The organism is Thauera sp. DNT-1 (assembly GCF_055393985.1).
Genome location: NZ_AP043752.1, coordinates 3,831,822 through 3,855,545 on the forward strand (window position 1 = coordinate 3,831,822; position 23,724 = coordinate 3,855,545).

Sequence of the window (23,724 nt, forward strand, 5' to 3'; positions counted from 1 at the left end):
GCGGGGTGTGGGTGGCCCCCGCCACCCGCGATTCACGTCGCCTTTCCCATCGACCACGCCCGAGGAGCCCCCCGATGAGCCTCGCCCTGATCGTGCTGCTGCCCTTCATCGGCGCGCTCTTTCCCGCGCTGATGATCCGCGCCGGCCGCAGCGCCTGCGCGACCACCGCCTTCGTCTTTCCGCTCCTCGCCCTCGTGCTGCTGCTCGCGCAGGCGCCGGCGGTGTTCCGCGGCGAGGTCCTCGTCGCCGCTTGGGACTGGGTGCCCGCGCTCGGCCTGCAGGCGGGCTTCTTCCTCGACGGGCTGGGCATGTTCTTCGCCGGGCTGATCCTGGGCATCGGCCTGCTCGTGATCGTCTACGCCCGCTTCTATCTCGCCAAGAGCGACCCGATGGGCGTGTTCTACAGCTATCTGCTGCTCTTCCAGGGCGCGATGGTGGGCGTCGTCCTGTCCGACAACATCCTGCTGCTGCTGGTGTTCTGGGAGCTCACCAGCCTGTCGTCCTTCCTGCTCATCGGCTACTGGAAGCACCTGCCCGAGGGCCGCCAGGGCGCGCGCATGGCGCTCGCCGTGACCGGCGCCGGCGGGCTGGCGATGATCGCCGGCATGCTGATCCTGGGCGACATCGCCGGCTCCTGGAACCTCACCGACATCCTGCAGCAGAAGGAGGCGATCCAGGCCTCGCCGCTCTACCTGCCGGCGCTGGTGCTGATCCTCGCCGGCTGCTTCACCAAGAGCGCGCAGTTCCCCTTCCACTTCTGGCTGCCGCACGCGATGGCGGCGCCCACCCCGGTGTCGGCCTACCTGCACTCGGCGACCATGGTGAAGGCGGGCCTCTTCCTGATGGCGCGCATGTGGCCGGTGCTCGCCGGGACGACCGAGTGGTTCTACCTCGTCGCCACCACCGGCCTGGTGACCATGCTGGTGGCGGCCGGCATCGCGCTGTTCAAGGACGACCTCAAGGGCCTGCTGGCCTACTCCACCGTCAGCCACCTCGGCCTGGTGACCATGCTGCTCGGCTTCGGCACGCCGCTCGCGGCGGTGGCCGCCGTGTTCCACATCCTCAACCACGCCACCTTCAAGGCCGCGCTGTTCATGAACGCCGGCATCGTCGATCACGAGGCCGGCACGCGCGACATCCGCCGCCTCGGCGGCCTGCTCCAGCTGATGCCGATCACCGCGACCATGGCGATGGTGGCGGGGGCCTCGATGGCCGGCCTGCCGCCGCTCAACGGCTTCCTCTCCAAGGAGATGATGCTGCACGAGGCGGTCGACACCACCTGGCTTGGCAACGGCTGGATCGTCGCCGCGCTGGCCACGCTGGCGGCGTGCTTCTCGGTGGCCTACTCGTTCCGCTACATCGTGCACGTCTTCTTCGGCGCGCGCCGCGACGACGATGCGCACACGCCGCACGACCCGCCCGCCGGCATGTGGCTGCCGCCGGCGCTGCTGGTGGTGCTGGTGGTGGCGATCGGGCTCTTCCCCGACAGCGTGGCGGGGCCGCTGGTGGCGGTGGTGGCGCGCGCCGTCACCGGCGGGGCGGTGATGGACTACCACCTCGCGCTCTGGCACGGCTTCACCCCGGCGCTCGGCCTGTCGGCGATCGCGGTCGCGGTCGGCCTGGGCGCGCTCGTCGCCTACCGGCGCGTGCGCGCGCTCTGGCAGGCGGGGCCGCACCCCGAGGCCAAGGCGATGTTCGACGCCTTCATCGAGGGCGCGGCCGCGCTCGCCCGCGGCATCACCCACGGCCTGCACAACGGCTCGCTGCAGCGCTATCTCGCCTTCGCGCTCACCGCCTTCACGCTCGCCGGCTTCGCCGCCTTCCTCGCCGCGCCCCACGCCGCGGGCACGCGCGCGCTGCTGCCGGCGCACCCGGCCGCGATCGCCGCCTGGGTGCTGCTGGTGGGCGGCTGCGCGCTCACCGTGATGCTGTTCCGCCGCCGCGTGCTGTCGGTGCTGGTGGTGGGCACGGTGGGCCTGATCGTGTGCCTGGCCTTCATCTACCTGTCCGCGCCCGACCTCGCGCTGACGCAGATCTCGGTCGAGGTCGCCACCGTCATCCTGATCCTGCTCGCGCTCTACTTCCTGCCCAAGGAAGGTCCGCAGAGCTCCTCGGTGCGCGCCGATCCGCTGCGCCACCTGCGCGACGGCGTGCTCGCCATCGTGGCCGGCATCGGCATGGCCGGGGCGAGCTGGGCGATGCTCACCCGCGACGGCAGCTCGCTGTCGAGCTACTACCTCGACAACTCGGTCTCGGGCGGCGGCGGCACCAACGTGGTCAACGTGATCCTGGTCGACTTCCGCGGCTTCGACACCTTCGGCGAGATCACCGTGCTCGGCATCGCCGCGCTGGCGATCTACGCCCTGCTCGACGGCGCGCTCTTCGGCCGCACCGGCCGTCGTCTGGGCGCGTGGTCCCCCGACCGTCCGCAGTCGGCCGACCGCCACCCGATGATCATGGTGGTGGCCACCCGGGTCATGCTGCCGCTGGCGATGCTGGTCGGCGCCTACATCTTCCTGCGCGGCCACAACCAGCCGGGCGGCGGCTTCATCGCCGCGCTCGTGGTGTCGATCGCGCTGATCATGCAGTACATGGCGAGCGGCTTCGGCTGGGCGGCGCATCGGGTCAAGGTCAACTACCACGCCATGATCGGCCTCGGCGTGCTGGTGGCCGCCGCCACCGGCATCGGCGCGATGGTGCTCGACCAGCCCTTCCTCACCTCCACCTTCGGCCACTTCCACCTGCCGCTGGTGGGCGAGTTCGAGCTCGCCAGCGCGATGGCCTTCGACACCGGGGTCTTCCTCACCGTGGTCGGCGCGGTCATGCTGGCGCTCGCCAACCTCTCGCGCATGGGGCGCTGGACCAGCCCCTACACCATCAACACCGGCGCGATGGACGTGGATCCGCGCGCCGCCTCGGGCAAGGAGCAGGGCTGATGGAATTCCTCGTCGCCAGCGCCATCGGCGTGATGACCGCGGCCGGCATCTACATGGTGCTGCGCGCGCGCACCTTCCCGGTGGTGATCGGCCTGTCGCTGCTCACCTACGCCACCAACCTGTTCCTGTTCGCCACCGGCCGCCTGGCGATCGGCCAGCCGCCGGTGATCTCCGCCGCCGCCACGGGCTACATCGACCCGCTGCCGCAGGCGCTCGTGCTCACCGCGATCGTGATCTCCTTCGGCATGACCGCGGTGGTGGTGGTGATGGCGCTGCGCGCCTACCTCGAGACCGGCAACGACCACGTCGACCTGCCCGGCGACGCCTCGCCCGAGGCCGCCGAGGACGACTGGAAGCTGCGCGCCCGCAAGCCGGCGCCGGCGACGGCGCGCAGCGGCCGCGGGGAGCGCGCATGAACCACCTGCTGATCCTCCCCATCCTGCTGCCGGCCGTGGTCGGCGCGCTGCTGGTGCTGGCCGCGCGCCACGACGGCGTGCTCGCGCGCACCTTCGCGGTGGCCTCCACCGTGCTGCTGCTCGCCATCGCCGTCGCGCTGCTGGTGCTCGCCAGCGACGGCCAGGTGCGCAGCTACGCGCTCGGCGCCTGGCCCGCGCCCTTCGGCATCGTGCTCGCGCTCGACCGCCTGGCGGCGCTGATGCTGGTGCTCAATGCCATCCTCGGCCTCGGCGTGCTGCTGTACGCGATCGGCGGCTGGGACCAGCGCGGCAAGCACTTCCACCCGCTCTTCCAGTTCGAGCTGATGGGCATCAACGGCGCCTTCCTCACCGGCGACTTCTTCAACCTCTTCGTGTTCTTCGAGATCCTGCTGATCGCCTCCTACGGCCTCATGGTGCATGGCGGCGGCGGGCTGCGGGTGAAGGCGGGCGTGCAGTACGTGGTCACCAACCTGGTCGGCTCCTCGGTGTTCCTGATCGCGGTCGGCATGATCTACAACGTCACCGGCACCCTCAACATGGCCGACCTCGCGCGCATCGTTCCGCAGGTGCCGGCGGCCGACCAGGCGCTGCTGCAGACCGGCGCGGTGCTGCTGCTGCTGGTGTTCGCGGTCAAGGCCGCGCTCGTGCCGCTGCACTTCTGGCTGCCCGGCACCTACGCCAACGCGCCCGGTCCGGTGGCGGCGCTGTTCGCGATCATGACCAAGGTGGGCGCCTATTCCATCCTGCGCCTGTACGTGCTCGCCTTCGGCGCCGACGCCGGGGCCGCGGCCTGGCTCGCCGCGCCCTGGCTGCTGCCGGCCGGGCTGCTCACCCTGGTGCTGGGCATGACCGGCGTGCTCGCCGCGCGCAGCCTCGGCCAGATGGCCAGCTTCGCGGTGATCGGCTCGATGGGCATGCTGCTCGCCACCGTGGCGGTGTTCACTCCGCAGGCCACCAGCGCCGCGCTGTACTACCTCATCCACTCCACGCTCGCCGCCGGCGCGCTCTTTCTCGTCGCCGATCTCGTCGCCGAGCGCCGCGGCGCGCAGCGCGACCGCTTCGCCGCGGCGCCGCGCATCGCCCAGGGCGGGCTGGTCGGCGGCCTGTTCTTCGTCGCCGCCATCGCCATGACCGGCATGCCGCCGCTGTCCGGCTTCATCGGCAAGCTGCTGGTGCTCGACGGCGTGCGCGCCTCGGCGCACGCGGCCTGGTTCTGGGCGCTGATCCTGACGACCTCGCTGATCGCCATCGTCGGCTTCGCGCGCGCCGGCAGCTTCGTGTTCTGGAAGCCGCACGCGCTGCCCGCCGCGCCCGCGTCCGCCTATCGCCCGGACGGCGCGCTGTCCTTCGTCGCCGTGGGCGGGCTGCTCGCCTGCCTGGTGCTGCTCACCGTGTTCGCCGGCCCGGTGCACGCCTGGCTGGAGCTCGTCGCGGCGCAGCTCTACGCCCCGGCCGGTTACATCGACGCGGTGCTCGGCGCCGCACAGGGGGTGCGCTGATGGGCGCGAAGCACGACAAGCTCGACCCGCGCAGCTTCACCGAACGCTGGCTGCCGCATCCGCTCATGAGCGCGGTGCTGGTGCTGCTGTGGATGCTGCTGCTCAACAGTTTCAGCTTCGGCGGGCTGGTGGTGGGCGTGGTGCTCGCGGTGGTGATCACGCGGGTGACGAGCAACTTCTGGCCCGAGCGCCCGCCGGTCAAGTCCTGGACCAAGGCCTTCGCCTACCTCGGCGTGGTGGCCTGGGACGTGGTGGTCGCCAACCTGCAGGTCACCCGCCTGATCCTGTTCCGGCCGGTGGGCAGCCTGGCCACGCGCTGGGTGGTGGTGCCGCTCGAGCTGCGCTCGCCCGAGGCCATCACCGTGCTCGCCGGCACCATCACGATGACGCCCGGAACGGTGTCCTGCGACCTCTCCGCCGACGGCCGCAGCCTGCTCGTGCACTGCCTCGACGCGCCCGACGCCGAGGAGGCCGTGCGCCAGATGAAGGAACGCTACGAGGACCGCCTCCAGGAGATCTTCCCATGATCGAATACGCCCTGCAGTTCGGCTTCGCCACCGCCTCGCTCGCGCTGCTGCTCAACCTGTGGCGGCTGCTGCGCGGCCCCGCGCTCATGGACCGCGTGCTCGCGGTCGACACCATGGTCATCAACATCATCGCGCTGATCGTGCTCGCCGGCATCCAGCAGCGCGCCACCCACTTCTTCGAGGCCGCGCTGCTGTTCGCGATGTTCGGCTTCATCTCCACCGTCGCCTACTGCCGCTTCATCCTGCGCGGCGACGTCATCGAGTGAGCGGAGACCCCTCATGACCTTCGTGCTCGAACTCCTCGTCTCGCTGCTGATCGTCGCCGGCGGCAGCTTCCTGCTCATCGGCTCCATCGGCATGGTCAAGCTGCCCGACCTGCTCACCCGCCTGCACGCGCCCACCAAGGCGACCACGCTCGGCGTGGGCGGCGCGCTCGCCGCGTCCATGGTGTTCTTCGCCGGGCTGGAGGGCACGCTGTCCATCCACGAGGTGCTGATCACCGCCTTCCTGTTCATGACCGCACCGCTCAGCGCCCACTTCATCGCCAAGGCCCACCTGCACGAGCACACCGAACTGCGCGACGGCCTCCCGCCCACCGGCCGCCCCTACGGCTGGAGCACCTTCGACGCCGCCCCCGGCCCCAGCGAGCCCGACGACGAAGACGAGCGCCGCGGCGCCCACGACTGAGCCCCGCCAGTCGCCCGATCGCGACTCGCGTCGCTCCCACAGCCCCGCGGTTCTCCGTAGGAGCGACGCAAGTCGCGATCACAGCCTTCCCGCCCCGACCCCGCCCCTCGCCGCCGCACCGCCCGATCGCGACTTGCGTCGCTCCCACAACGCCCCCCGAAGCGCCGCGGTTCTCTGCCCGATCGCGACTTGCGTCGCTCCCACAGGGCCCCCCGAAGCGCGGCGGTTCCCCGTAGGAGCGACGCAAGTCGCGATTACAGCGCCCCCGCAAGCGCGGCGGTTCTCCGCAGGAGCGGCGGGCGCGCCCTGGCACGCGGCCGGGCGCGCTCGGATGTCATCCGAAGCGCTCGTCCTCGCGCAGGAAGCGCCACTGCCCGAGCGGCAGGTCGCCGAGCTTCACGTGGCCGATGCGGACGCGCTTGAGGCCCACCACCTTCAGCCCCACCAGCTCGCACATGCGGCGGATCTGGCGTTTGCGGCCCTCGCGCAGCACGAAGCGCAGCTGGTCGTTGTTGATCCATTCGACCTCGGCCGGGCGCAGCGGGCGGTCGTCCAGCCACAGCCCGTGGTTGAGCAGCGCCAGCCCGTTCTCGGCCAGCGTGCCCTCGACGCGGACGATGTATTCCTTTTCGACCTTCGAGTCCTCGCCGATGAGCTGGCGGGCGATGCGGCCGTCCTGGGTGAGGACCAGCAGGCCGGTGGAGTCGATGTCGAGCCGGCCCGCGGGGGCGAGGTTCTTCAGGTGGCTGGGGTGGAAGCGCTGGGCGACGTCGCGGTCGGCCTGGTTGTCGGGGCCGATCAGGCTGACCGCGGGGGAATAGCCCGGCTCGGGCTGCCCGGAGACATAGCCCACCGGCTTGTGCAGCAGGATGGTGGCGCGCTGCTGCTGGGTGCGCGTGGCCTCGGGGGCGAGGGTGACGCGGGCGTCCTGGCCGACGCGCACGCCGAGCTCCGACACGCGCCGGCCATCGACGAAGACCCAGCCGCGCTCGATGAACTCGTCGGCCTCGCGCCGCGAGCACAGGCCGCGCTCGGCCATCAGCTTCGACAGCCGCACGCCCTCGACGGCGGCCCGCGCCTGCGCGGCTTCGGCGATGGCGGCCGCGGAGGCGGCGCGCGCTTCGAACGTGGCCGCGGCGGGGGGAGACGGGCGCTGGTCGCCTCTGCGCTCCGGCGCGGATTCCCGGCGCTGGGGCCGCTCCTCGCCCGTGCGTTGGGGACCCGACGAGCGCGGCGCGGCGCGTCCGCCATCCTCGCGATTCGAGGAGAAGTCGCGCCGCGGCGCACGTTCGTCGTCCCGGCGGCCCTGGGCGGACTCCCGGCGCGGGGCGCGTTCGTCCGCACCGCGTGCCGGCGCCCCGTCCCGGCGTGGCGGACGTGCATCTCCGCGCGGTGCGCGATCCTCGGCGCTGCGGCGCGGCGCGAAGTCGCCACGCGGGGCGCGCTCCTGGTCGCGCGCGGCAGCGCCCGGGGTACGCGGCGTGCGTTCCTTGTCGCGTGAAGCGGCGCCCGGAGTACGCGGCGTGCGCTCCTTGTCGCCTGGAGCGGCGCCCGGAGTACGCGACGTACGCTCCTGGTCGCGTGGGGCAGCGCCCGGAGTACGCGGTGTGCGTTCTTGGTCACGCGGGACGGTGCCTGGAGTACGCGGTGTGCGATCGCCACGTGCCGGCTTGGCTCCGTCTTCGCGGCGCGCGGGTTTGGCGCCTTCGTCCCGACGCGGGCCGCGTTCGTTCCGTTCCGGCTTCGCGGCACGCTCGGGGCGCCGCGAGGGCCGCTCGCCGGCGGTGGGCCTCGCGGGGGCCGGGTCCCGCGGCGAGCGCGATTCGGCCGCGGACTCGCGCCCGGAAGACGCCTCCTCGGCAGGCGCTTCGTCGTCCGCAGGCTTGCGCACGCCGAGCGTGCCCTGGATGCGCGAGGGTTGAGGGGTGGGCGGCTTTCTGCGGATGGTGTTCAACGTGATTCCCCGACGGTTCGAGAGCGCATTATCGCCGATGGCCGTGGCGATCACGAACGCGCGTGAGCGGCCGCTGATCGCGACTGTGGGAGCGACGCAAGTCGCGATCGTGCGGTGGGGAGGCGAGGAGCGTGGTCGGGGCGGGAAGGCTGTGATCGCGACTTGCGTCGCTCCTACGGGAAACCGCCGTGCTTCGGGCGGGGCTGTGGGAGCGACGCAAGTCGCGATGGGGCGGAGAACCGCCGGGCTTCGGGGGGTGTTGTGGGAGCGACGCGAGTCGCGATGGGGCGGAGAACCGCCGGGCTTCGGGGGGTGTTGTGGGAGCGACGCAAGTCGCGATCGGGCAGAGAACCGCCGCGCTTCGGGGGGTGTTGTGGGAGCGACGCGAGTCGCGATCGGGCAGAGAACCGCCGCGCTTCAGGGGGTGTTGTGGGAGCGACGCGAGTCGCGATCGTGCGGTGGGGAGGCGAGGGGCGTGGTCGGGGCGGGAAGGCTGTGATCGCGACTTGCGTCGCTCCTACATCTCGCTTCGGGCGTTGTGGTGTGGCGGAGACGCGTTCCCTTCGGCTTCCGCGAGCGCGTCTCCGAGCGCGCCGGTGATCGGGGCGATGCCCGAGCGGTGCGCGGCGCGGGACATGGCGTGGGCGGCGAGGGGGGCGGTGGCGAGGAGGACGAGCATCGCGAACAGCGCGGCGAGTGCGAAGCCGCCTTCGCTCGCGGCGGCCACGCCGGCGAGGATCAGCGCGGCGCCGAGCGCGCCGGCCTTGCTGGCGGCGTGCATGCGGGTGTAGCTGTCGGGCAGGCGCAGCACGCCGATCGCGCCGATCAGGCCGATCGACGCGCCGAGCAGCAGCAGCGCCGAGGATAGCCAGGCAAGGAATCCACTCATCGCGCAGCCTCCCCGTTCGCGCAAGGTTCCCGCTCCGTCCCCGCCGCCTCCCCACCCCCCGGCGCGCGACCCTGCGGGCCTGCTGCCGGGTCGGCCTCGCGGCCGCGGCGGCGGAAGAGGAGGATGAAGGCGGTGGTACCGAGGAAGGACACCAGGGACAGCACCACCGCGGCGTCGAGCAGCATGGGTTGGCCGGTGGACAGGGCGAGCAGGGCGATCGTGGCGATGGCGATCATGCTCAGCGCGTCGATCGCCACCACGCGGTCGGGCGCGCGCGGGCCGCGCACCAGGCGCAGCAGGATCAGCGCGGCGGCGAGGGCGAGCAGCGCGAAGGTGAGCGGCAGCACCCACGCCGCCCCGGCGATGCCGGCGTTCATGGCGTGTCCCTCCCGGTCGCATCGCCGGCATCCGCAGGCGCGCCGGCGTCGAGCCAGCGCAGCAGGCGGCGCTCGATCTCGCGCACCCCGGCCTCGACCTCGGCGGCCGTGCGCGCGTCGAGCGCGTGGATGTACATGAGGCCGGATTCCGGCCGGTAGTCGAGCGCCATCGTGCCCGGCGTGAGCGTCAGCAGGCAGCCGAGCAGGGTGGCGAAGCGATCGTCCGGACGCGCCAGGCGCATCGCCACCACCGCCGGTTGCGCCGCCGCGGCGCGACCGAGCACGATGCGCGCCACCCCCACGCTGGCGCGGAAGATCTCGCCGACGAACCACAGCGCGAACGCGCTGCCGAGCTCGAGCCGGCGCAGGTAGCGGCGGATGCCCAGAAGGTCGATCGCCAGGCGCAGCGCGACATACACGGCGACGAAGGCGGCGCATACGCCCAGCGGCCGCAGCGCGTCGGCATAGGCCGCGAGGCCGATCGCGAGCAGGAGGTGCAGGCCCAGCATGTTCAGTTTCCTCCCGCGCGCACGACCGCGTCGATGTAGGCCGCCGGGGCGGCGAGCTGCTGCGCCGCGGCCACCGCGTAGTCCATCACCGGCCCGGCCGCGAGGCCGATCGCCACCGTCATCGCCGCCAGCGCGCCCACCGCCCACAGCGCGGGCCGCAGCCCGTCCGCGCTGCGCAGGCCGCCCCCGCTTCCGTCGCCCCCGCTCCCGCTCCCAGCGCTCCCGCTCCCCTCGCCGGCCGGATGCGGCTTCAGGAAGGCCTCGTTCCAGATCTTGCTCATCGACAGCAGCGTGAACAGGCCGGTGACCAGCGCCACGCCGGCGGCGACCCAGGCGCGCGCGTCCAGGCTGGCCTCGACCAGCACGAACTTGGCCCAGAAGCCCGACAGCGGCGGAATGCCGGCGAGCGACAGCGCGGGAATCGCGAACAGCACCGCCAGCCAGGGCGCGTGCGCGTACAGCCCGCCCATCGCCGCCAGGCGCTCCGAGCCGGTCAGGCGCGCGGCGATGCCGCCGATGAAGAACAGGTTGGCCTTCACCACGATATGGTGGATCAGGTAGAACACCGCGCCGGCGAGCGCGAGCGGCGTCGCCAGCGCCAGCCCCAGGATCATGTAGCCGACCTGGCTGACGATGTGGAAGGACAGGATGCGCCGCACCTCGACCTGCGCCGCGGCGCCGAGCACGCCGATCAGCATGGTCGCGCACGCCACCCACAGCAGCACCTCGTGGGCGATGCCCGCTTCCGGCCAGAACAGCGTGACGAGGCGGATCAGCGCATACACGCCGACCTTGGTGAGCAGGCCGGCGAAGAGCGCCGACACCGGCGTCCACGCCACGTGGTAGGAGGCCGGCAGCCAGCCGAAGACCGGGAACAGCGCGGCCTTGATCGAGAACGCGGTCAGCATCAGCACCACCGCCGCGTGCGCGGTCGCCGGCACCTCGCCGGCGGCGAAGGCCTGCGCCAGCAGCGCCATGTTGAGGCTGCCGCTGGCGCCGTAGAGCAGGCCGGCGGCGAGCAGGAACATCATCGTCGCCACCAGGTTGAGCACCACATACACCACCGTGCCCGCCAGCCGGCGCCTGCCGCCGCCGAGCACCAGCAGCGCGAAGGAGCCCACCAGCAGCACCTCGAACCACACGTAGAGGTTGAACACGTCGCCGGTGATGAAGGCGCCGCACACCCCCACCAGCAGCCCATGCACCAGCGCGTGGAAGTCGCGTCCGCGCGCCGGGTCCTCGTCGTGTGCCAGCGCGAACACGATGGTCGCGCTGCCGACGATGCCGGTGATCGCCACCATCGCCGCGGAGAGCCGGTCGATCACCAGCGTGATGCCGTAGGGGGCCGCCCAGCTGCCGGCCTGGCTGGCGAGGATCCCGCCCTGCGCCGCCAGCGCCACCAGCGCGAGCCCGGCGCCTGTGAGGGCGAGCGCGCCGGCCAGGCTCAGCGCCGCCACCGCGCGTGGCCAAGGGCGCGCGAACAGGGTCGCCACCAGGGTGGCGAGCGGGATCAGCAGCGGAGCGACGACGAGCGCGTTCATGCGGCGTCTCGCGGCGCGGGCAGGTCTGGCGCCGGCTCCTCGGCCACCGCGGTGATGCGGTCGGTCTCGACGTGGCCGTGCAGCGCCCAGCTGCGCTCGAGCACCGCGAGCGCGAACACGAAGAGCGCGAAGCCGATCACGATCGCGGTCAGCACCAGCGCCTGGGGCAGCGGATTCGCGGCCAGCGCCGGCGCGCCCGCCGCGCTCGCGAAGGCCGCGGCGAGCCCGTCGAGCCGCCCCGCGGAGAACACCGCCAGGTTCACCCCGTTGCCGAGCACCACCACCCCGAGCACCACGCGCAGCAGCCCGCGGTCGAGCATCATCCAGATCCCGATCGCCACCAGCACGCCGACGGTGAGCGCAACGACGATTTCCATCTTCAGTCCTCCCGCTCGAGCACGCCGAGCAGCACGTGCAGCACCGCGCCGAGCACGGTCAGGAACACCCCGAGGTCGAACAGCAGCGGCGTGCCCAGCGCCAGCCCGGCGGGGAAGATCCAGTGGCCGGCGAGGAAGGGGCCGCCGTGGAACAGCCCCACCAGCCCGGCGCAGGCCGCGACCCCCAGCCCGCCCGCCAGCATCGCCAGCGGCGGCACGCGCAGCAGCGCGCGCGCCCGCGTGGTGCCGAAGGCGAGCGCCACCAGCACCGCCGCGCTCGCCGCCACCAGGCCGCCGATGAAGCCGCCGCCCGGCAGGTTGTGGCCGCGCCACAGCAGCATCAGCGCCACCAGGGCGAGCAGCGCCGACAGCGGCAGGATGCCCTGGCGCAGCAGCACCGAGCCGAAGTCCGCGCTACCCGCGGTCGCGCCGCGCGTCCGCGCGCCGGGGTCGCCGCCGGCGAGCAGCCCGGCCGCCGCCAGCCCGGCCAGCCCGACGACGAGGATCTCGCCAAGCGTGTCGAGTGCGCGGAAGTCCACCAGGATCACATTCACCACGTTGGCGCCGTGGCCGCCCGGCAGGCTGTTGTCCAGGTACCAGCGCGCGATGTCGCCGGGGAGCGGCTGGCTCACCGTGGTCAGCATCATCGCCGCCACCACCGCGCCGATCACGATCGCCACCACGGCGTGGAAGCGCTTCGCCGCCGGCTTGCGCGAACCCACCAGGCGGGTCGGCGGCAGGCGGCGCAGCACCAGGGCGAGGAAGATCACCGTCAGGGTCTCGACCATCAGCTGCGTGATCGCCACGTCGGGCGCGCGCGCGGCGAGGAAGAACAGCGCCATGCCCAGCCCGCTCGCCCCCAGCGTGGCGACCAGCGCGACGCGGCCGGGGCTCACTGCGGCGGCGGCCGCGCCCGCCACCGCGAGCACGCAGCCGAGCGCCGCGGCGAGGTTGATCGGGCTGGTGGCCTGCGGCCAGGCAAGGCCGTCGCCGGTCGAGGCGAACAGCCCGATCAGCGCGCAGCCGGCGATCGCCAGCACCAGCGCGCTGATGTGCTGGCGCAGCGAGCCGTGCTGGAAGCGGTCGGCCACGCCGCCGGCGAACACGAACACGCGCTTCAGCAGGCGGTCCCAGATGCGGTCGCCGCTCACCCGCCACAGCACGCGCCACAGCGACAGGCGACGGCGCAGGCGGGTGCGCTGCAGGTAGAAGAACACCCCCAGCGCCACGGTGAGCAGGCTGGCGAGCAGGGCCGGGGTGACGCCGCCCCACAGATACAGGTTCACCGGCACCGTGGCGCGCGACACCGCCTGCACCGCGGCGTCGATCAGCCACACCTCGGCGAGGTTGTTGAAGGCGCCGAACACGAAGCCGCCGATCGCCAGCAGCATCGGCCCCAGCCACATCGGCAGGCTCACCTCGTGCGGCGGCTGCGGGTAGCGCCCCTCGCGGCCGAGGAAGGCGCGCACGAAGACGAGGCCGGCGGCGGTCAGCAGCAGCGCGTTGGTGAGGATCATCACCGCGGTGGTGACCCAGCCCGCCACGCCGAGCTCGATCAGCCCGGCGTACTTGAACTCCTTGGCGATGAAGCCGAAGAAGGGCGGCAGCCCGGCGTTGGAGAAGGCCGCCAGCGCCACCGCGAAGCCGGTCAGCGGCATGTGGCGGATCAGCCCGCCCAGCAGCGCGATCTGGCGCGTGCCGGTGGCGTGGTCGATGGCGCCCACCGCCATGAACAGCGCCGCCTTGTAGAAGGCGTGCGCCACCAGGTAGATCGCGAAGGCCTGCAGGCCGTAGTGCGTGTTGGTGCCGAGCAGCATGACGAGCTGGCCGAGCACGGTCACCGTCGTGTAGGCCAGCACGCGCTTGAGGTCGGTCTGGCGGATCGCCAGCACCGCGCCGACCAGCGCGGTGGCGGCGCCCACGGTGATCAGGATCGTCCCCCAGCTCGTCGAGCCGCCGAGCGCCGGGTTGAGGCGCGCGAGCAGATACACCCCGGCCTTCACCATCGTCGCCGAGTGCAGGTAGGCCGACACCGGCGTGGGCGCCGCCATCGCGTTGGGCAGCCAGAGGTGGAAGGGCAGCTGCGCCGACTTGGTGAAGGCGCCGATCAGCACCAGCGCGAGGATCGCGGGGTAGAGCGCGTGCTCGGCGATCGCCTCGCCCGACAGCCCGGAGAACTGCCAGCTCCCGCCCACGCTGCCGAGCAGGATCAGCCCGGCGAGCAGCGCCAGCCCGCCGCCACCGGTGATCAGCAGCGCCTGCAGCGCCGCGCGGCGCGACCCCGCCTTGTCGTGCTGGAAGGCGATGAGCAGGAAGGAGCAGACGCTGGTCAGCTCCCAGAACACGAACATCAAGATCAGGTCGTCCGCCAGCACCAGCCCGAGCATGGCCGCCATGAAGCCGAGCAGGTAGGCGTGGAAGCGGCCGAGGTGGTGGTGGTCGGAGAGATAGGCGCCGGCGTAGAGCACGATCAGCGTGCCGATGCCGGTGATCAGCAGCGCGAACAGCAGCGACAGCCCGTCGAGCCGGAAGGCGAGCTCCACCCCGAGCGCCGGCACCCAGGCCAGGCTGGACGTGACGACCCCGCCGCCGGCGACGGTCGGCATGTGGACGAGAAAGTGGACAAAGGCCGCCAGCGGCGCCAGCGCGAGCACCCAGCCCGCGCGCTCGCCGAGGCGGCCGACCAGCGGCACCGCGGCCAGCATCGCGAAGGCGATCAGGCCGATGCTGGCAAGCACGTCCTACCCCGGCAGGTGCTGGTCAAGATGAAGTCTCCCAAACGAAGCCAGCGCGCCGATCGGGCACGCCTTGCGTGTTTCTGTCCGGAGACTGACCGTCGGCTTGCGGGCGGGGTTCCGCAAAACGGCGGGAGGGGGGAGGGGAGAAGCGGGGAAGCGGGGAAGCGGGGGAGCGGGGGAGCGGGGGAGCGGGGGAGCGGGGGAAGCGGGGGAAGCGGGGGAAGCGGGGGAAGCGGGGAGGGAAGCGGCAAAGCGCTCCCCCTCCTTGCGGCGGGGAGCGCGGATGCCGGGCCGGGCCCTAGTGTGCGTGGTGGGCAACGCGCGGCTGGCCGTGCGCGCCGATTTCCGGGTGGGCGTCGTAGAGGCCGCTCTGGCGAGCGAAGCAGCCGTTCAGCGGGCATTTCTGACCGGGCGGGCAGCCATGTTCGAAAGCGCATTCCCTACGGGTTTCGTCCAGCAGCACCATTTGATTCATGGCTTCGCAACGGGCGATCGGGGCGTCGAATGTACACATGATGGTCTCCTTCCAATGTCGCGGTCTCTTCTCGGTAGAGTCGGAAAACCGTGACTTATTTCACGAACTGTTCGCTTCCAATCTAGGTGCTTGTTGCGCAAACGCAGCGTGAATATGGACAAAGGTTGACCAGGATCAAGTTTCAGCCAATTTTGCCGCCAAGGCCGCCTATCGGCCCCGCCAGCGCCGAACCGCACCGGGCCACGGCCGAAGATCGCCGCCGGCGCTGAACGACATCGGGCCACAGGCGTTGGCATGGTTTTCGTAGGAGCGACGCAAGTCGCGATCGGGCGGTGCGGTGGTGGTGGGCGTGGTCGGGGCGGGAAGGCTGCAATCGCGACTTGCGTCGCTCCCACGAAAACCGGCGCGCTTCGGGAGGGGCTGTAGGAGCGACGCAAGTCGCGATCGGGCGGTGCGGTGGTGGTGGGCGTGGTCGGAGCGGGAAGGCTGCAATCGCGACTTGCGTCGCTCCCACGAAAACCGGCGCGCTTCGGGAGGTGTTGTAGGAGCGACGCAAGTCGCGATCGGGCGGTGCGGTGGTGGTGGGCGTGGTCGAGGCGGGAAGGCTGCAATCGCGACTTGCGTCGCTCCCACGAAAACCGGCGCGCTTCGGGAGGGGGTGTAGGAGCGACGCAAGTCGCGATCCGGGCGGCGGGAGACGCGATCCGGGCGGGGCGGTTTTGCGCATGCTGGCGTAATCCCCTACAATTCGCCCAACTTGGGTGTTGCAATGCAGCAATGAGGAATAGTTCCTCAGGGGCTGCGCGTGGCATGGTCCACAAGGTGTCGGGAATCTTTACACTTTGCTCGGACAGCAGATCGGAGCGGCGCGGCGCGGGGGCTTTAACCTCTCCGTAACGCACTGACTCGACACTGGTTTGGTGCAATGCATTATTTGCTGGCGCGTTTTTTGCTGTAAACCACGGCGCCGAGTTGCCTGCGATGACCCCCCTGGAACCGGCTCCACGCCTCGATCCGGGCATCATCGGCAAGGCACCCGAAACGCATATCGTGCAAGCAAACATGCCGGCATGTCGCGACGCCGCCGCCGAGGCGCGCGCGGGGCAAGCCGCAAAACTCGAACGGGGTTTTCGATGAGTCGCTTCACCACCGACCGGATCGCCCACTGCGGCGCATCCAATGGCGCCGTGCGCGCCACCGACGCCAGTGGCCTTGACGCCCGCGCGGCCGGTCCTGCCACCCGCGCGGACGCGATCCGCAGCGGCGGTCTCGTCCGCACTGCCGTGATCGCCTTCGCCGCCGCGGCCATCGGCGGCTGCACCCTCATCCCCGGCACCAGCGGCAGCCTCATGCGCGAGGAGTCCAGCGTGCCGCTGCCGGTCACCGAGGGCACCGACACCGTCCCGGCCAACGTCAAGCTCAAGCCCATCACCGCCGAGCTGATCATCGAACAGCACCAGGCCAAGGAGTCGCGCTTCCGCACCGGCAAGGCCGGCGGCCAGACCGCCACCCGCGCGAGCGATCCCAAGAAGATCCCCGGCTTCGACTACCAGGACTACAAGCTCGGCCCCGGCGACATCATCAACGTCATCGTCTGGGACCACCCCGAGATCACCATCCCGGCCGGCTCCTACCGCTCGGCCGAGCAGTCCGGCACCCTGGTCGCCGAAGACGGCACCATCTTCTTCCCCTTCGCCGGCGTGGTGAAGGTCGCCGGCCTCACCACCCGCGAGGTGCGCCAGGTCCTCGCCAAGCGCATGGCCAGCGTCATCGAAAACGTCCAGCTCGACGTGCGCATCGTCTCCTTCCGCAGCAAGCGCGTATATGTCGTCGGCGAAGTCGCCAAGCCCGGCCTGCAGCCGATCGACGACATCCGCATGACCCTGGTCGAGGCCATCAACCGCGCCGGCAACATCACCGAAGAGGCCGACCACGGCAACGTGCTGCTCACCCGCAACGGGCAGACCTGGCGGGTCGACCTGCAGGCGCTGTACGAAGAGGGCGACGTCAGCCAGAACGTGCTGCTGCAGCCGGGCGACATCATCAACGTGCCCGACCGCCAGCTCAACAAGGTCTTCGTGCTCGGCGAGGTGCGCAACCCGGGCTCGTTCGTCATGAACAAGCGCCGCACCACGCTCGCCGAGGCGCTGTCCGACGCCGGCTTCGTCAACCAGAGCACGTCCGACCCGGCCTGGGTGTACGTGATGCGCAGCGACAACGGCAGCGCCGAGCTCTTCCACCTCAACGCCCGCTCCCCCGACGCGCTGCTGCTGGCCGAGCGCTTCCCGCTGCTGCCGCGGGACGTGGTGTATGTCGATGTGGCGGCGATCGCGCGCTGGAACCGCGTGGTCAGCAACATCCTGCCGACCTCGCAGATGCTGCAGCTCACCAGCGAGACGCGGTATCCGCTGTTCGGCGGCCGGCAGTAACAAGGAACCGCGCCGGCCCGATTCCCGCGACGGAACGGGCTTCGCACGGTTCTTGTAGGAGCGACGCAAGTCGCGATCGGCGCGTTCGATGAGCCGCGGCGCGCAATGGAGGCGCTGGGATCGCGACTTGCGTCGCTCCTACGGAAATTGATTGGCAACACACAACTACACAACAGGAACCTACACCCTTGCGTCGAGAAACTGCACCCTCCGCCGTGGCTGAAGTCGGGAATCCTGTCCGCGCCAAGTCCATGCGCGACGACCGGGACGACTTCATCAACCTGGGCGAGATCATCGCCGTCCTGCTCGAATACAAGTGGCTGATCCTCGCCGTCACCTTCTTCGCCGTCTTCATCGGCGCGGTGGTGGCCTTCGTGTCCACGCCCATCTACCGCGCCGACGGGCTGGTGCAGGTGCAGGACAGCAAGGGGCCCAAGGGCGGGCTGGCCGCGCTGCGCGACGTGGAGGCCGTGCTCGGCGAGAACAGCTCGGTCACCGCCGAGCTCGAGATCCTGCGCTCGCGCATGATCCTCGGCCGCGTGGTCGAGCGCCTGCGCCTCGATATCCGCGCCACCCCCGACTACTTCCCCATCTTCGGCCGCGCGCTCGCGCGCCGCTATAACGGCGAGCAGCCCGCCGCGCCGCTGCTCGGCCTGGGCAGCTACGCCTGGGGCGGCGAGCGCATCACCGTGCAGACCCTCGAGGTGCCGTCCTACCTGGTCGGCCTGCCGCTCACCCTCATCGCCGGCGACAACGGCGGCTTCACCCTCTACGACGACCAGGACCAGCCCCTGCTCGACGGCAGCATCGGCCAGCCCGCCAGCAGCGCCGACGGCAAGACCACGCTCTTCGTCGCCGAGCTCGTCGCCCGCCCCGGCACCCATTTCGATCTCGCCCGCATCAGCCAGATCCAGGCCATCGCCGCCCTGCGCGAAGACCTCGAAGTGCGCGAGCGCGCGCGCCAGTCCAACGTGATCGAAGCCGCCTACAGCGACGCCGACCGCGCCGAAGCCGAGCGCCTGCTCAACGAAGTCCTCAACGCCTACGTGCGCCAGAACGTCGAATACCGCTCCGCCGAGGCCGACGCCACCCTGGCCTTCCTCGAAAAGCAGCTCCCCGAGCTCAAGGCCCAGCTCGACACCGCCGAAGCCGCCTACAACGACTACCGCCAGACCCGCGGCTCGGTCGACCTCACCCTCGAGACCCAGTCGGTGCTCAGCTCCATCGTCAAGGTGGACGCCGACGTCGTCGAACTCCAGCAAAAGCGCGACGAGCTGCGCCAGCGCTTCACCCCCGAGCACCCCCAGGTCAAGGCCATCGACTCGCAGCTCGGCCGCCTGCGCGCCGTGCGCGGCACTCTCGACAAGGACGTCAACCGCCTCCCCGACACCCAGCAGACCGCGCTGCGCCTGCGCCGCGACGTCGAGGTCGCCACCGCGCTCTACACCAACCTGCTCAACAGCGCCCAGCAGCTGCGCGTGGCGCGCGCCGGCACCGTCGGCGACGTGCGCGTGATCGACCCCGCCGCCACCGCGCCGCTGCCGGTCGCGCCGCGCAAGGCGCTCATCCTGCTGCTCTCGGGCGTGCTCGGCGTGCTCGGCTCGCTCGGCCTGGTGTGGGCCATCCGCAGCCTGCGCGTGGTCGTCGAAGACCCGCAGACCATCGAGCGCGAGCTCTCGCTGCCGGTGTACGCCACCGTGCCCGACAGCAAGGACGAAGCCGTGCTGTCGCGCGCCATCGCCCGCGGCAAGACCGACAAGGGCCAGCTCCTCGCCACCGCCCACCCCGACGACGACGCCATGGAGAGCCTGCGCAGCCTGCGCACCACGCTGCACTTCGCGCTGCTCGGCGCCGAGAAGGGCTCGGTGCTCATCACCGGCCCGGCGCCCGGCGTGGGCAAGAGCTTCATCAGCAAGAACCTCGGCGCCGTGCTCGCCCAGGCCGGCAAGCGCGTCATGCTGGTCGACGGCGACCTGCGCAAGGGCCACATCAACAAGGCCTTCGGCATCGGCCGCGGTGTGGGCGTGTCCGACTACATCATGGGCGCCGCCAGCATCGAGCAGATCGTCAAGCCCACCGGCATCGACAACTTCGCCCTCGTCACCACCGGCCAGATCCCGCCCAACCCGTCCGAGCTCCTCATGCACCCGCGCTTCGCCGCGCTGCTCGCCGAGCTCGAAAAGCAGTGCGACGTGCTCATCATCGACGCGCCCCCGGTGCTCGCCGTGTCCGACGCCGCCATCATCGGCCGCCAGGTCGGCGCCACCCTCCTGGTCGCCCGCGCCGGCCGCCACCCGGTGCGCGAGCTCGAGCAAGCCATCAAGCGCTTCGACCAGGCCGGGGTCGAGGTCAAGGGATTCGTGTTCAACGGCTTCGACCTCACCCGACAACGGCATCGTTTCGGGTACGAGGGCTATCACTACCAGTACAAGTACAAGGCGTGAGGATCGATTGGGGCGCCCGAGCCGATCCGGGCGGCCCAGATCGCGACTTGCGTCGCTCCTACGAGAACCACACCCCCTGTGGGAGCGACGCAAGTCGCGATAGCCACCATCCGAACCCCCGCCACTACACCCGCCACTACACCCCTGTAGGAGCGACGCAAGTCGCGATAGCCGCCATCCCGACCCGCCCACGCCCAAGGTCGCCGGGTCCGGAACCGCCTGAATCGCGACTTGCGTCGCTCCTACAAAACCAAAACCAAAACCCTAAACCTCCAAAACCTTCCCACCTTCACTTCCACTCGACACCATCATGCACACCCTAGCCACCCTCAAGCTCGCCATCATCGGCCTCGGCTACGTCGGCCTGCCGCTCGCGGTCGAATTCGCCAAGAAGCGCTCCGTCGTCGGCTTCGACATCAACCAGGCCCGCATCGACGCCCTCAAGACCGGCCACGACGCCACCCTCGAGGTCTCCGACGAAGAGCTTCGCGAAGCCACCGGCCTGCAATACAGCGCCAACCTGCAGGACCTCGCCGCCTGCAACACCTTCATCGTCACCGTCCCCACCCCCATCGACGAGCACAAGCAGCCCGACCTCACCCCGCTGGTCAAGGCGAGTGAAACCATCGGCAAGGTGCTCAAGAAGGGCGACATCGTCATCTACGAATCCACCGTCTACCCCGGCGCCACCGAAGAAGACTGCGTCCCCGTCCTGGAAAAGTTCTCCGGCCTCAAGTTCAACGTCGACTTCTACGCCGGCTACAGCCCCGAGCGCATCAACCCGGGCGACAAGGAACACCGCGTCTCCACCATCAAGAAGGTCACGTCCGGCTCCACCCCCGAGGTCGCCGAGCTGGTCGACCAGCTTTACCGCCAGATCATCGTCGTCGGCACCCACAAGGCCGAGAGCATCAAGGTGGCCGAAGCCGCCAAGGTCATCGAGAACACCCAGCGCGACGTCAACATCGCCCTCATCAACGAGCTCGCAATCATCTTCAACAAGATGGGCATCGACACCGAGGCCGTGCTCCAGGCCGCCGGCAGCAAGTGGAACTTCCTGCCCTTCCGCCCGGGCCTGGTCGGCGGCCACTGCATCGGCGTGGACCCCTACTACCTCACCCACAAGGCGCAGTCGATCGGCTACCACCCCGAGATCATCCTCGCCGGCCGCCGCCTCAACGACGGCATGGGCGCCTACGTGGTGTCGCAGCTCGTCAAGGCCATGCTCAAGCGCCGCATCACCGTCGAAGGCGCGCGCGTGCTGGTCATGGGCCTCACCTTCAAGGAAAACTGCCCCGACCTGCGCAACACCCGCATCGTCGACATCGTCAAGGAACTCGGCGAATACAACATCCAGGCCGACGTGTACGACCCCTGGGTGGACGTGGCAGAAGCCCAGCACGAATACGGTCTCACCCCGATCGACGCACCGCAGCCCGGCGCCTACGACGCGATCATCGTCGGCGTGGCGCACCAGCAGTTCAAGGACATGGGGGCCGAGGCCATCCGTGCGCTCGGCAAGGCGGAGCATGTGGTCTATGACTTGAAATACGTCATGCCGCGCAAGGCCGCCGACCTCCGTCTCTAAGCGCACTCCACGCTCCTCCCGTAGGACCGACGCAAGTCGCGATGCGGGCCAAAGGCCCGCTTTGCCATACAAATCGAGTCACCCATGACGCGCTACGAAGAACTCTGCCTCGACCTCCCCAAGAACCCGAAGACCTGGCTCGTCACCGGCGTGGCCGGCTTCATCGGCTCCAACCTGCTTGAAACTCTCCTCAAGCTCGATCAAGTAGTGGTCGGCCTGGATAACTTCGCCACCGGCTACCAGCGCAACCTCGATGAAGTAAAGAGCCTCGTAACGCCCGACCAATGGTCCCGTTTCACCTTTATCGAGGGCGACATCCGCAAGCTCGAAGACTGCCAACTCGCTTGCTCGGGTGTCGATTACGTCCTGCATCAAGCCGCACTGGGTTCTGTACCTCGCAGCCTCAATGATCCGATCACCAGCAACGCGACCAATATCGACGGCTTTCTGAATATGTTGGTCGCCGCGCGTGATGCACAGGTCGCCAGCTTTACCTATGCGGCCAGCAGTTCCACTTACGGCGACCATCCGGGCCTGCCAAAGGTCGAGGACGTGATCGGTAAGCCGCTCTCTCCCTACGCGGTCACCAAGTATGTGAACGAACTCTATGCGGACGTGTTCGCCCGCAGTTACGGGTTCACCACAATCGGCTTGCGTTACTTCAACGTCTTCGGCCGACGCCAGGACCCGGACGGTGCCTATGCCGCAGTCGTGCCGAAATGGGCGGCTTCGATGATTAAGGGCGAGGATGTGTTCATCAACGGCGACGGCGAGACTAGTCGAGACTTCTGCTATGTCGATAACGCCGTCCAAGCGAACCTTCTTGCTGCCGTCGCGACATCCGGAGCGGCGAGAAATCAGGTCTATAACGTGGCGGTAGGTGGGCGTACCAATTTAAATCAACTATTCGGTGCGCTGACGAAGACGCTTGAGAATCAGGGAGTGCAATACGTGAAGTTTCCTGTGTACAGAGACTTTCGTGCAGGGGATGTTCGCCACTCTCAAGCGTGTTTAGAAAAAATCAGGTCGCTTCTGGGGTACGAGCCAAGCCATACGGTTGTAGATGGCATAGAGGCTGTTATTCCATGGTATCTCGCGCAGCATGAGTCTATATGACCGGATGTTCAAGAACTCATGGGTTTCGAGGTAGCGTACTCTAAAGAGTTAGCGGATCTTTACTTTTAGACATGTGATCTGGTGGCGGTTTATGCGAAGGCAATTCACGCTGAGTAACTATCATTGGGCTTTGCTTGCAAATCTCGTCCAGGTTTTTTTCTCTTGGCTCCTTCTGTTTACAGTTATTAGGCTGGGTAGTAAACAGGATGTTGGTCTGTTTTCCTATTTACAGGCGGTCTTATTGCCATTGCAGCTTTTTTTTACTTTGAAGCTAAGAACAATTCAGTGTTCCGATGTGCAATGTGCGAATGAAGTCGTTGAATATCACCGTGTTCGGCAAATTGCAGCAGCTAGCTTCTTGGTGCTATCACTGGTCCTATTGCTGATTTTGAATCTTCCCGAGGCATCCTTCTTTGCCGGGCTGTTCTTCGTTTTGTCTTATGTTGTATATATTCTCCGGGAGACATATGTCGCGGAGTTTCAGCGGGCCTTGCAGAATCAGAATTTCTTCGTTGTCAATGCATCTTCCGCACTATCTTCATCTTTGCTTTTTATTTTATTGTATTTTTTTTCTGAAAATTTAGTTCTTTCGCTAGCTGGGTTGGTCTTCGGTCGAGTAATTTCATACGCAGTTGTCGAGAGAATAGTCTATTTCCGAAGCGCTTCGGGTAGAGTGGAGCAGTTTAGAAAAAAACCTAAAGCAGAAAGAGTAAAGAGTTTATTTGGTCGTGCATGGCCTCTTGGGTTTGCCGCTCTTTTGGGAAGCCTATTTACCTCAATTCCAAAGATTTTGATTGAGAGTGATCTAGGTCTCGAATCGTTGGCAGATTATTCTGCCGTTACGTCACTCTTGGTCGCTTACAATCTTCTGATAAGTTCCTTCGTGCAGTCTGCGCTGCCCGACGCAGCAAAGATGTACTCCGTTGATAGGATCAAGTTCTTCAGAATGATGCGTTTTGCATTCCGTAGGCTTTTCTTGGTAACGCTTTTTGTTGGATCTTTCTTTTATTTCTTCGGTACGCAGTTTTTGGTGGTGGTTTTTGGTGACGAGTATGGCCGCCTTGAGCCAGAACTGTTGTTTGTTGTTTTGAGTGGTGCCTTTCTTTCCGTATTTTCGATCGCTAATTTAATGCTGTCGAGCCGTAAGCGCTCCACGAACCCCATCCTTACGTAGCCCCCGTTGAGCCCTCATGCTTCGGCT

General features: G+C 68.8%; 20 protein-coding genes. 12 read left to right on the top strand and 8 right to left on the bottom strand.

The window, feature by feature from the left end; genetic code table 11:
* The first annotated feature begins 74 nt into the window (after positions 1-74).
* From ACZ5PP_RS17710 to ACZ5PP_RS17735, 6 genes are read left to right on the top strand one after another with little or no spacing between them, the layout of a single operon-like run.
* Positions 75-2,936, top strand: coding sequence for a monovalent cation/H+ antiporter subunit A (locus tag ACZ5PP_RS17710; RefSeq protein WP_464826392.1), 2,862 nt, complete (start codon positions 75-77; stop codon positions 2,934-2,936).
* Complete coding sequence (locus ACZ5PP_RS17715; protein ID WP_012584849.1) at positions 2,936-3,352, top strand: Na+/H+ antiporter subunit C; 417 nt, start codon at positions 2,936-2,938, stop codon at positions 3,350-3,352. Before ACZ5PP_RS17710 ends, ACZ5PP_RS17715 begins: the two co-directional genes overlap by 1 nt.
* On the top strand, positions 3,349-4,872 hold the full coding sequence (locus tag ACZ5PP_RS17720) for a monovalent cation/H+ antiporter subunit D (protein WP_464826393.1): 1,524 nt from the start codon (positions 3,349-3,351) through the stop codon (positions 4,870-4,872). Before ACZ5PP_RS17715 ends, ACZ5PP_RS17720 begins: the two co-directional genes overlap by 4 nt.
* Positions 4,872-5,399 carry a Na+/H+ antiporter subunit E gene (locus ACZ5PP_RS17725; protein WP_012584851.1) on the top strand — a complete coding sequence of 176 codons (528 nt, stop codon included), beginning with the start codon at positions 4,872-4,874 and terminating at the stop codon, positions 5,397-5,399. Before ACZ5PP_RS17720 ends, ACZ5PP_RS17725 begins: the two co-directional genes overlap by 1 nt.
* Complete coding sequence (locus ACZ5PP_RS17730) at positions 5,396-5,665, top strand: K+/H+ antiporter subunit F (protein WP_043744424.1); 270 nt, start codon at positions 5,396-5,398, stop codon at positions 5,663-5,665. The genes ACZ5PP_RS17725 and ACZ5PP_RS17730 overlap by 4 nt, the downstream gene beginning before the upstream one ends.
* Before the next feature lie 13 nt (positions 5,666-5,678).
* On the top strand, positions 5,679-6,086 hold the full coding sequence (locus ACZ5PP_RS17735; protein WP_004303956.1) for a Na+/H+ antiporter subunit G: 408 nt from the start codon (positions 5,679-5,681) through the stop codon (positions 6,084-6,086).
* A gap of 334 nt (positions 6,087-6,420) precedes the next feature.
* Here ACZ5PP_RS17735 and ACZ5PP_RS17740 read toward each other — a convergent pair whose 3' ends face one another.
* The 8 genes from ACZ5PP_RS17740 to ACZ5PP_RS17775 form a co-directional block, all read right to left on the bottom strand.
* A complete protein-coding gene (locus ACZ5PP_RS17740; RefSeq protein WP_464826394.1) occupies positions 6,421-7,143 on the bottom strand; it encodes a pseudouridine synthase in 723 nt (240 codons plus the stop codon).
* Between the two features lie 1,414 nt (positions 7,144-8,557).
* Positions 8,558-8,929 carry a monovalent cation/H(+) antiporter subunit G gene (gene mnhG, locus ACZ5PP_RS17745; RefSeq protein WP_004326693.1) on the bottom strand — a complete coding sequence of 124 codons (372 nt, stop codon included), beginning with the start codon at positions 8,927-8,929 and terminating at the stop codon, positions 8,558-8,560.
* Positions 8,926-9,306 carry an MrpF/PhaF family protein gene (locus ACZ5PP_RS17750; RefSeq protein WP_464826395.1) on the bottom strand — a complete coding sequence of 127 codons (381 nt, stop codon included), beginning with the start codon at positions 9,304-9,306 and terminating at the stop codon, positions 8,926-8,928. The genes mnhG and ACZ5PP_RS17750 overlap by 4 nt, the downstream gene beginning before the upstream one ends.
* Positions 9,303-9,815 (bottom strand): Na+/H+ antiporter subunit E, encoded by a 513-nt coding sequence (locus tag ACZ5PP_RS17755; protein WP_004326691.1) that lies wholly within the window; start codon positions 9,813-9,815, stop codon positions 9,303-9,305. Before ACZ5PP_RS17755 ends, ACZ5PP_RS17750 begins: the two co-directional genes overlap by 4 nt.
* Before the next feature lie 2 nt (positions 9,816-9,817).
* On the bottom strand, positions 9,818-11,356 hold the full coding sequence (locus ACZ5PP_RS17760) for a proton-conducting transporter transmembrane domain-containing protein (RefSeq protein ID WP_464826396.1): 1,539 nt from the start codon (positions 11,354-11,356) through the stop codon (positions 9,818-9,820).
* Entirely contained in the window at positions 11,353-11,733 is a 381-nt protein-coding gene (locus ACZ5PP_RS17765; RefSeq protein WP_043744441.1) for a sodium:proton antiporter, read from the bottom strand. The genes ACZ5PP_RS17760 and ACZ5PP_RS17765 overlap by 4 nt, the downstream gene beginning before the upstream one ends.
* 2 nt (positions 11,734-11,735) lie before the next feature.
* The gene (gene mbhE, locus ACZ5PP_RS17770; RefSeq protein ID WP_464826397.1) at positions 11,736-14,471 is read right to left on the bottom strand and encodes a hydrogen gas-evolving membrane-bound hydrogenase subunit E; all 2,736 of its coding nucleotides are present in this window, start codon (positions 14,469-14,471) and stop codon (positions 11,736-11,738) included.
* A 298-nt stretch (positions 14,472-14,769) separates the two neighbouring features.
* Positions 14,770-14,985 carry a hypothetical protein gene (locus tag ACZ5PP_RS17775; protein ID WP_012584858.1) on the bottom strand — a complete coding sequence of 72 codons (216 nt, stop codon included), beginning with the start codon at positions 14,983-14,985 and terminating at the stop codon, positions 14,770-14,772.
* A gap of 942 nt (positions 14,986-15,927) precedes the next feature.
* Between ACZ5PP_RS17775 and ACZ5PP_RS17780 the strand changes: the two genes are divergently transcribed.
* The 6 genes from ACZ5PP_RS17780 (at position 15,928) to ACZ5PP_RS17805 (ending at position 23,697) form a co-directional block, all read left to right on the top strand.
* Positions 15,928-16,083, top strand: coding sequence for a hypothetical protein (locus ACZ5PP_RS17780; RefSeq protein WP_157277038.1), 156 nt, complete (start codon positions 15,928-15,930; stop codon positions 16,081-16,083).
* Positions 16,080-17,375, top strand: coding sequence for a polysaccharide export protein (locus ACZ5PP_RS17785; protein ID WP_464826398.1), 1,296 nt, complete (start codon positions 16,080-16,082; stop codon positions 17,373-17,375). Before ACZ5PP_RS17780 ends, ACZ5PP_RS17785 begins: the two co-directional genes overlap by 4 nt.
* A 251-nt stretch (positions 17,376-17,626) precedes the next feature.
* Positions 17,627-19,819 carry a polysaccharide biosynthesis tyrosine autokinase gene (locus ACZ5PP_RS17790; RefSeq protein ID WP_464826399.1) on the top strand — a complete coding sequence of 731 codons (2,193 nt, stop codon included), beginning with the start codon at positions 17,627-17,629 and terminating at the stop codon, positions 19,817-19,819.
* A 310-nt stretch (positions 19,820-20,129) separates the two neighbouring features.
* Complete coding sequence (gene tviB, locus ACZ5PP_RS17795) at positions 20,130-21,407, top strand: Vi polysaccharide biosynthesis UDP-N-acetylglucosamine C-6 dehydrogenase TviB (RefSeq protein ID WP_464826400.1); 1,278 nt, start codon at positions 20,130-20,132, stop codon at positions 21,405-21,407.
* 84 nt (positions 21,408-21,491) lie between these two features.
* Positions 21,492-22,523, top strand: coding sequence for an NAD-dependent epimerase/dehydratase family protein (locus tag ACZ5PP_RS17800; RefSeq protein ID WP_464826401.1), 1,032 nt, complete (start codon positions 21,492-21,494; stop codon positions 22,521-22,523).
* Between the two features lie 91 nt (positions 22,524-22,614).
* Positions 22,615-23,697 carry an oligosaccharide flippase family protein gene (locus ACZ5PP_RS17805; RefSeq protein WP_464826402.1) on the top strand — a complete coding sequence of 361 codons (1,083 nt, stop codon included), beginning with the start codon at positions 22,615-22,617 and terminating at the stop codon, positions 23,695-23,697.
* Positions 23,698-23,724: the final 27 nt, after the last annotated feature.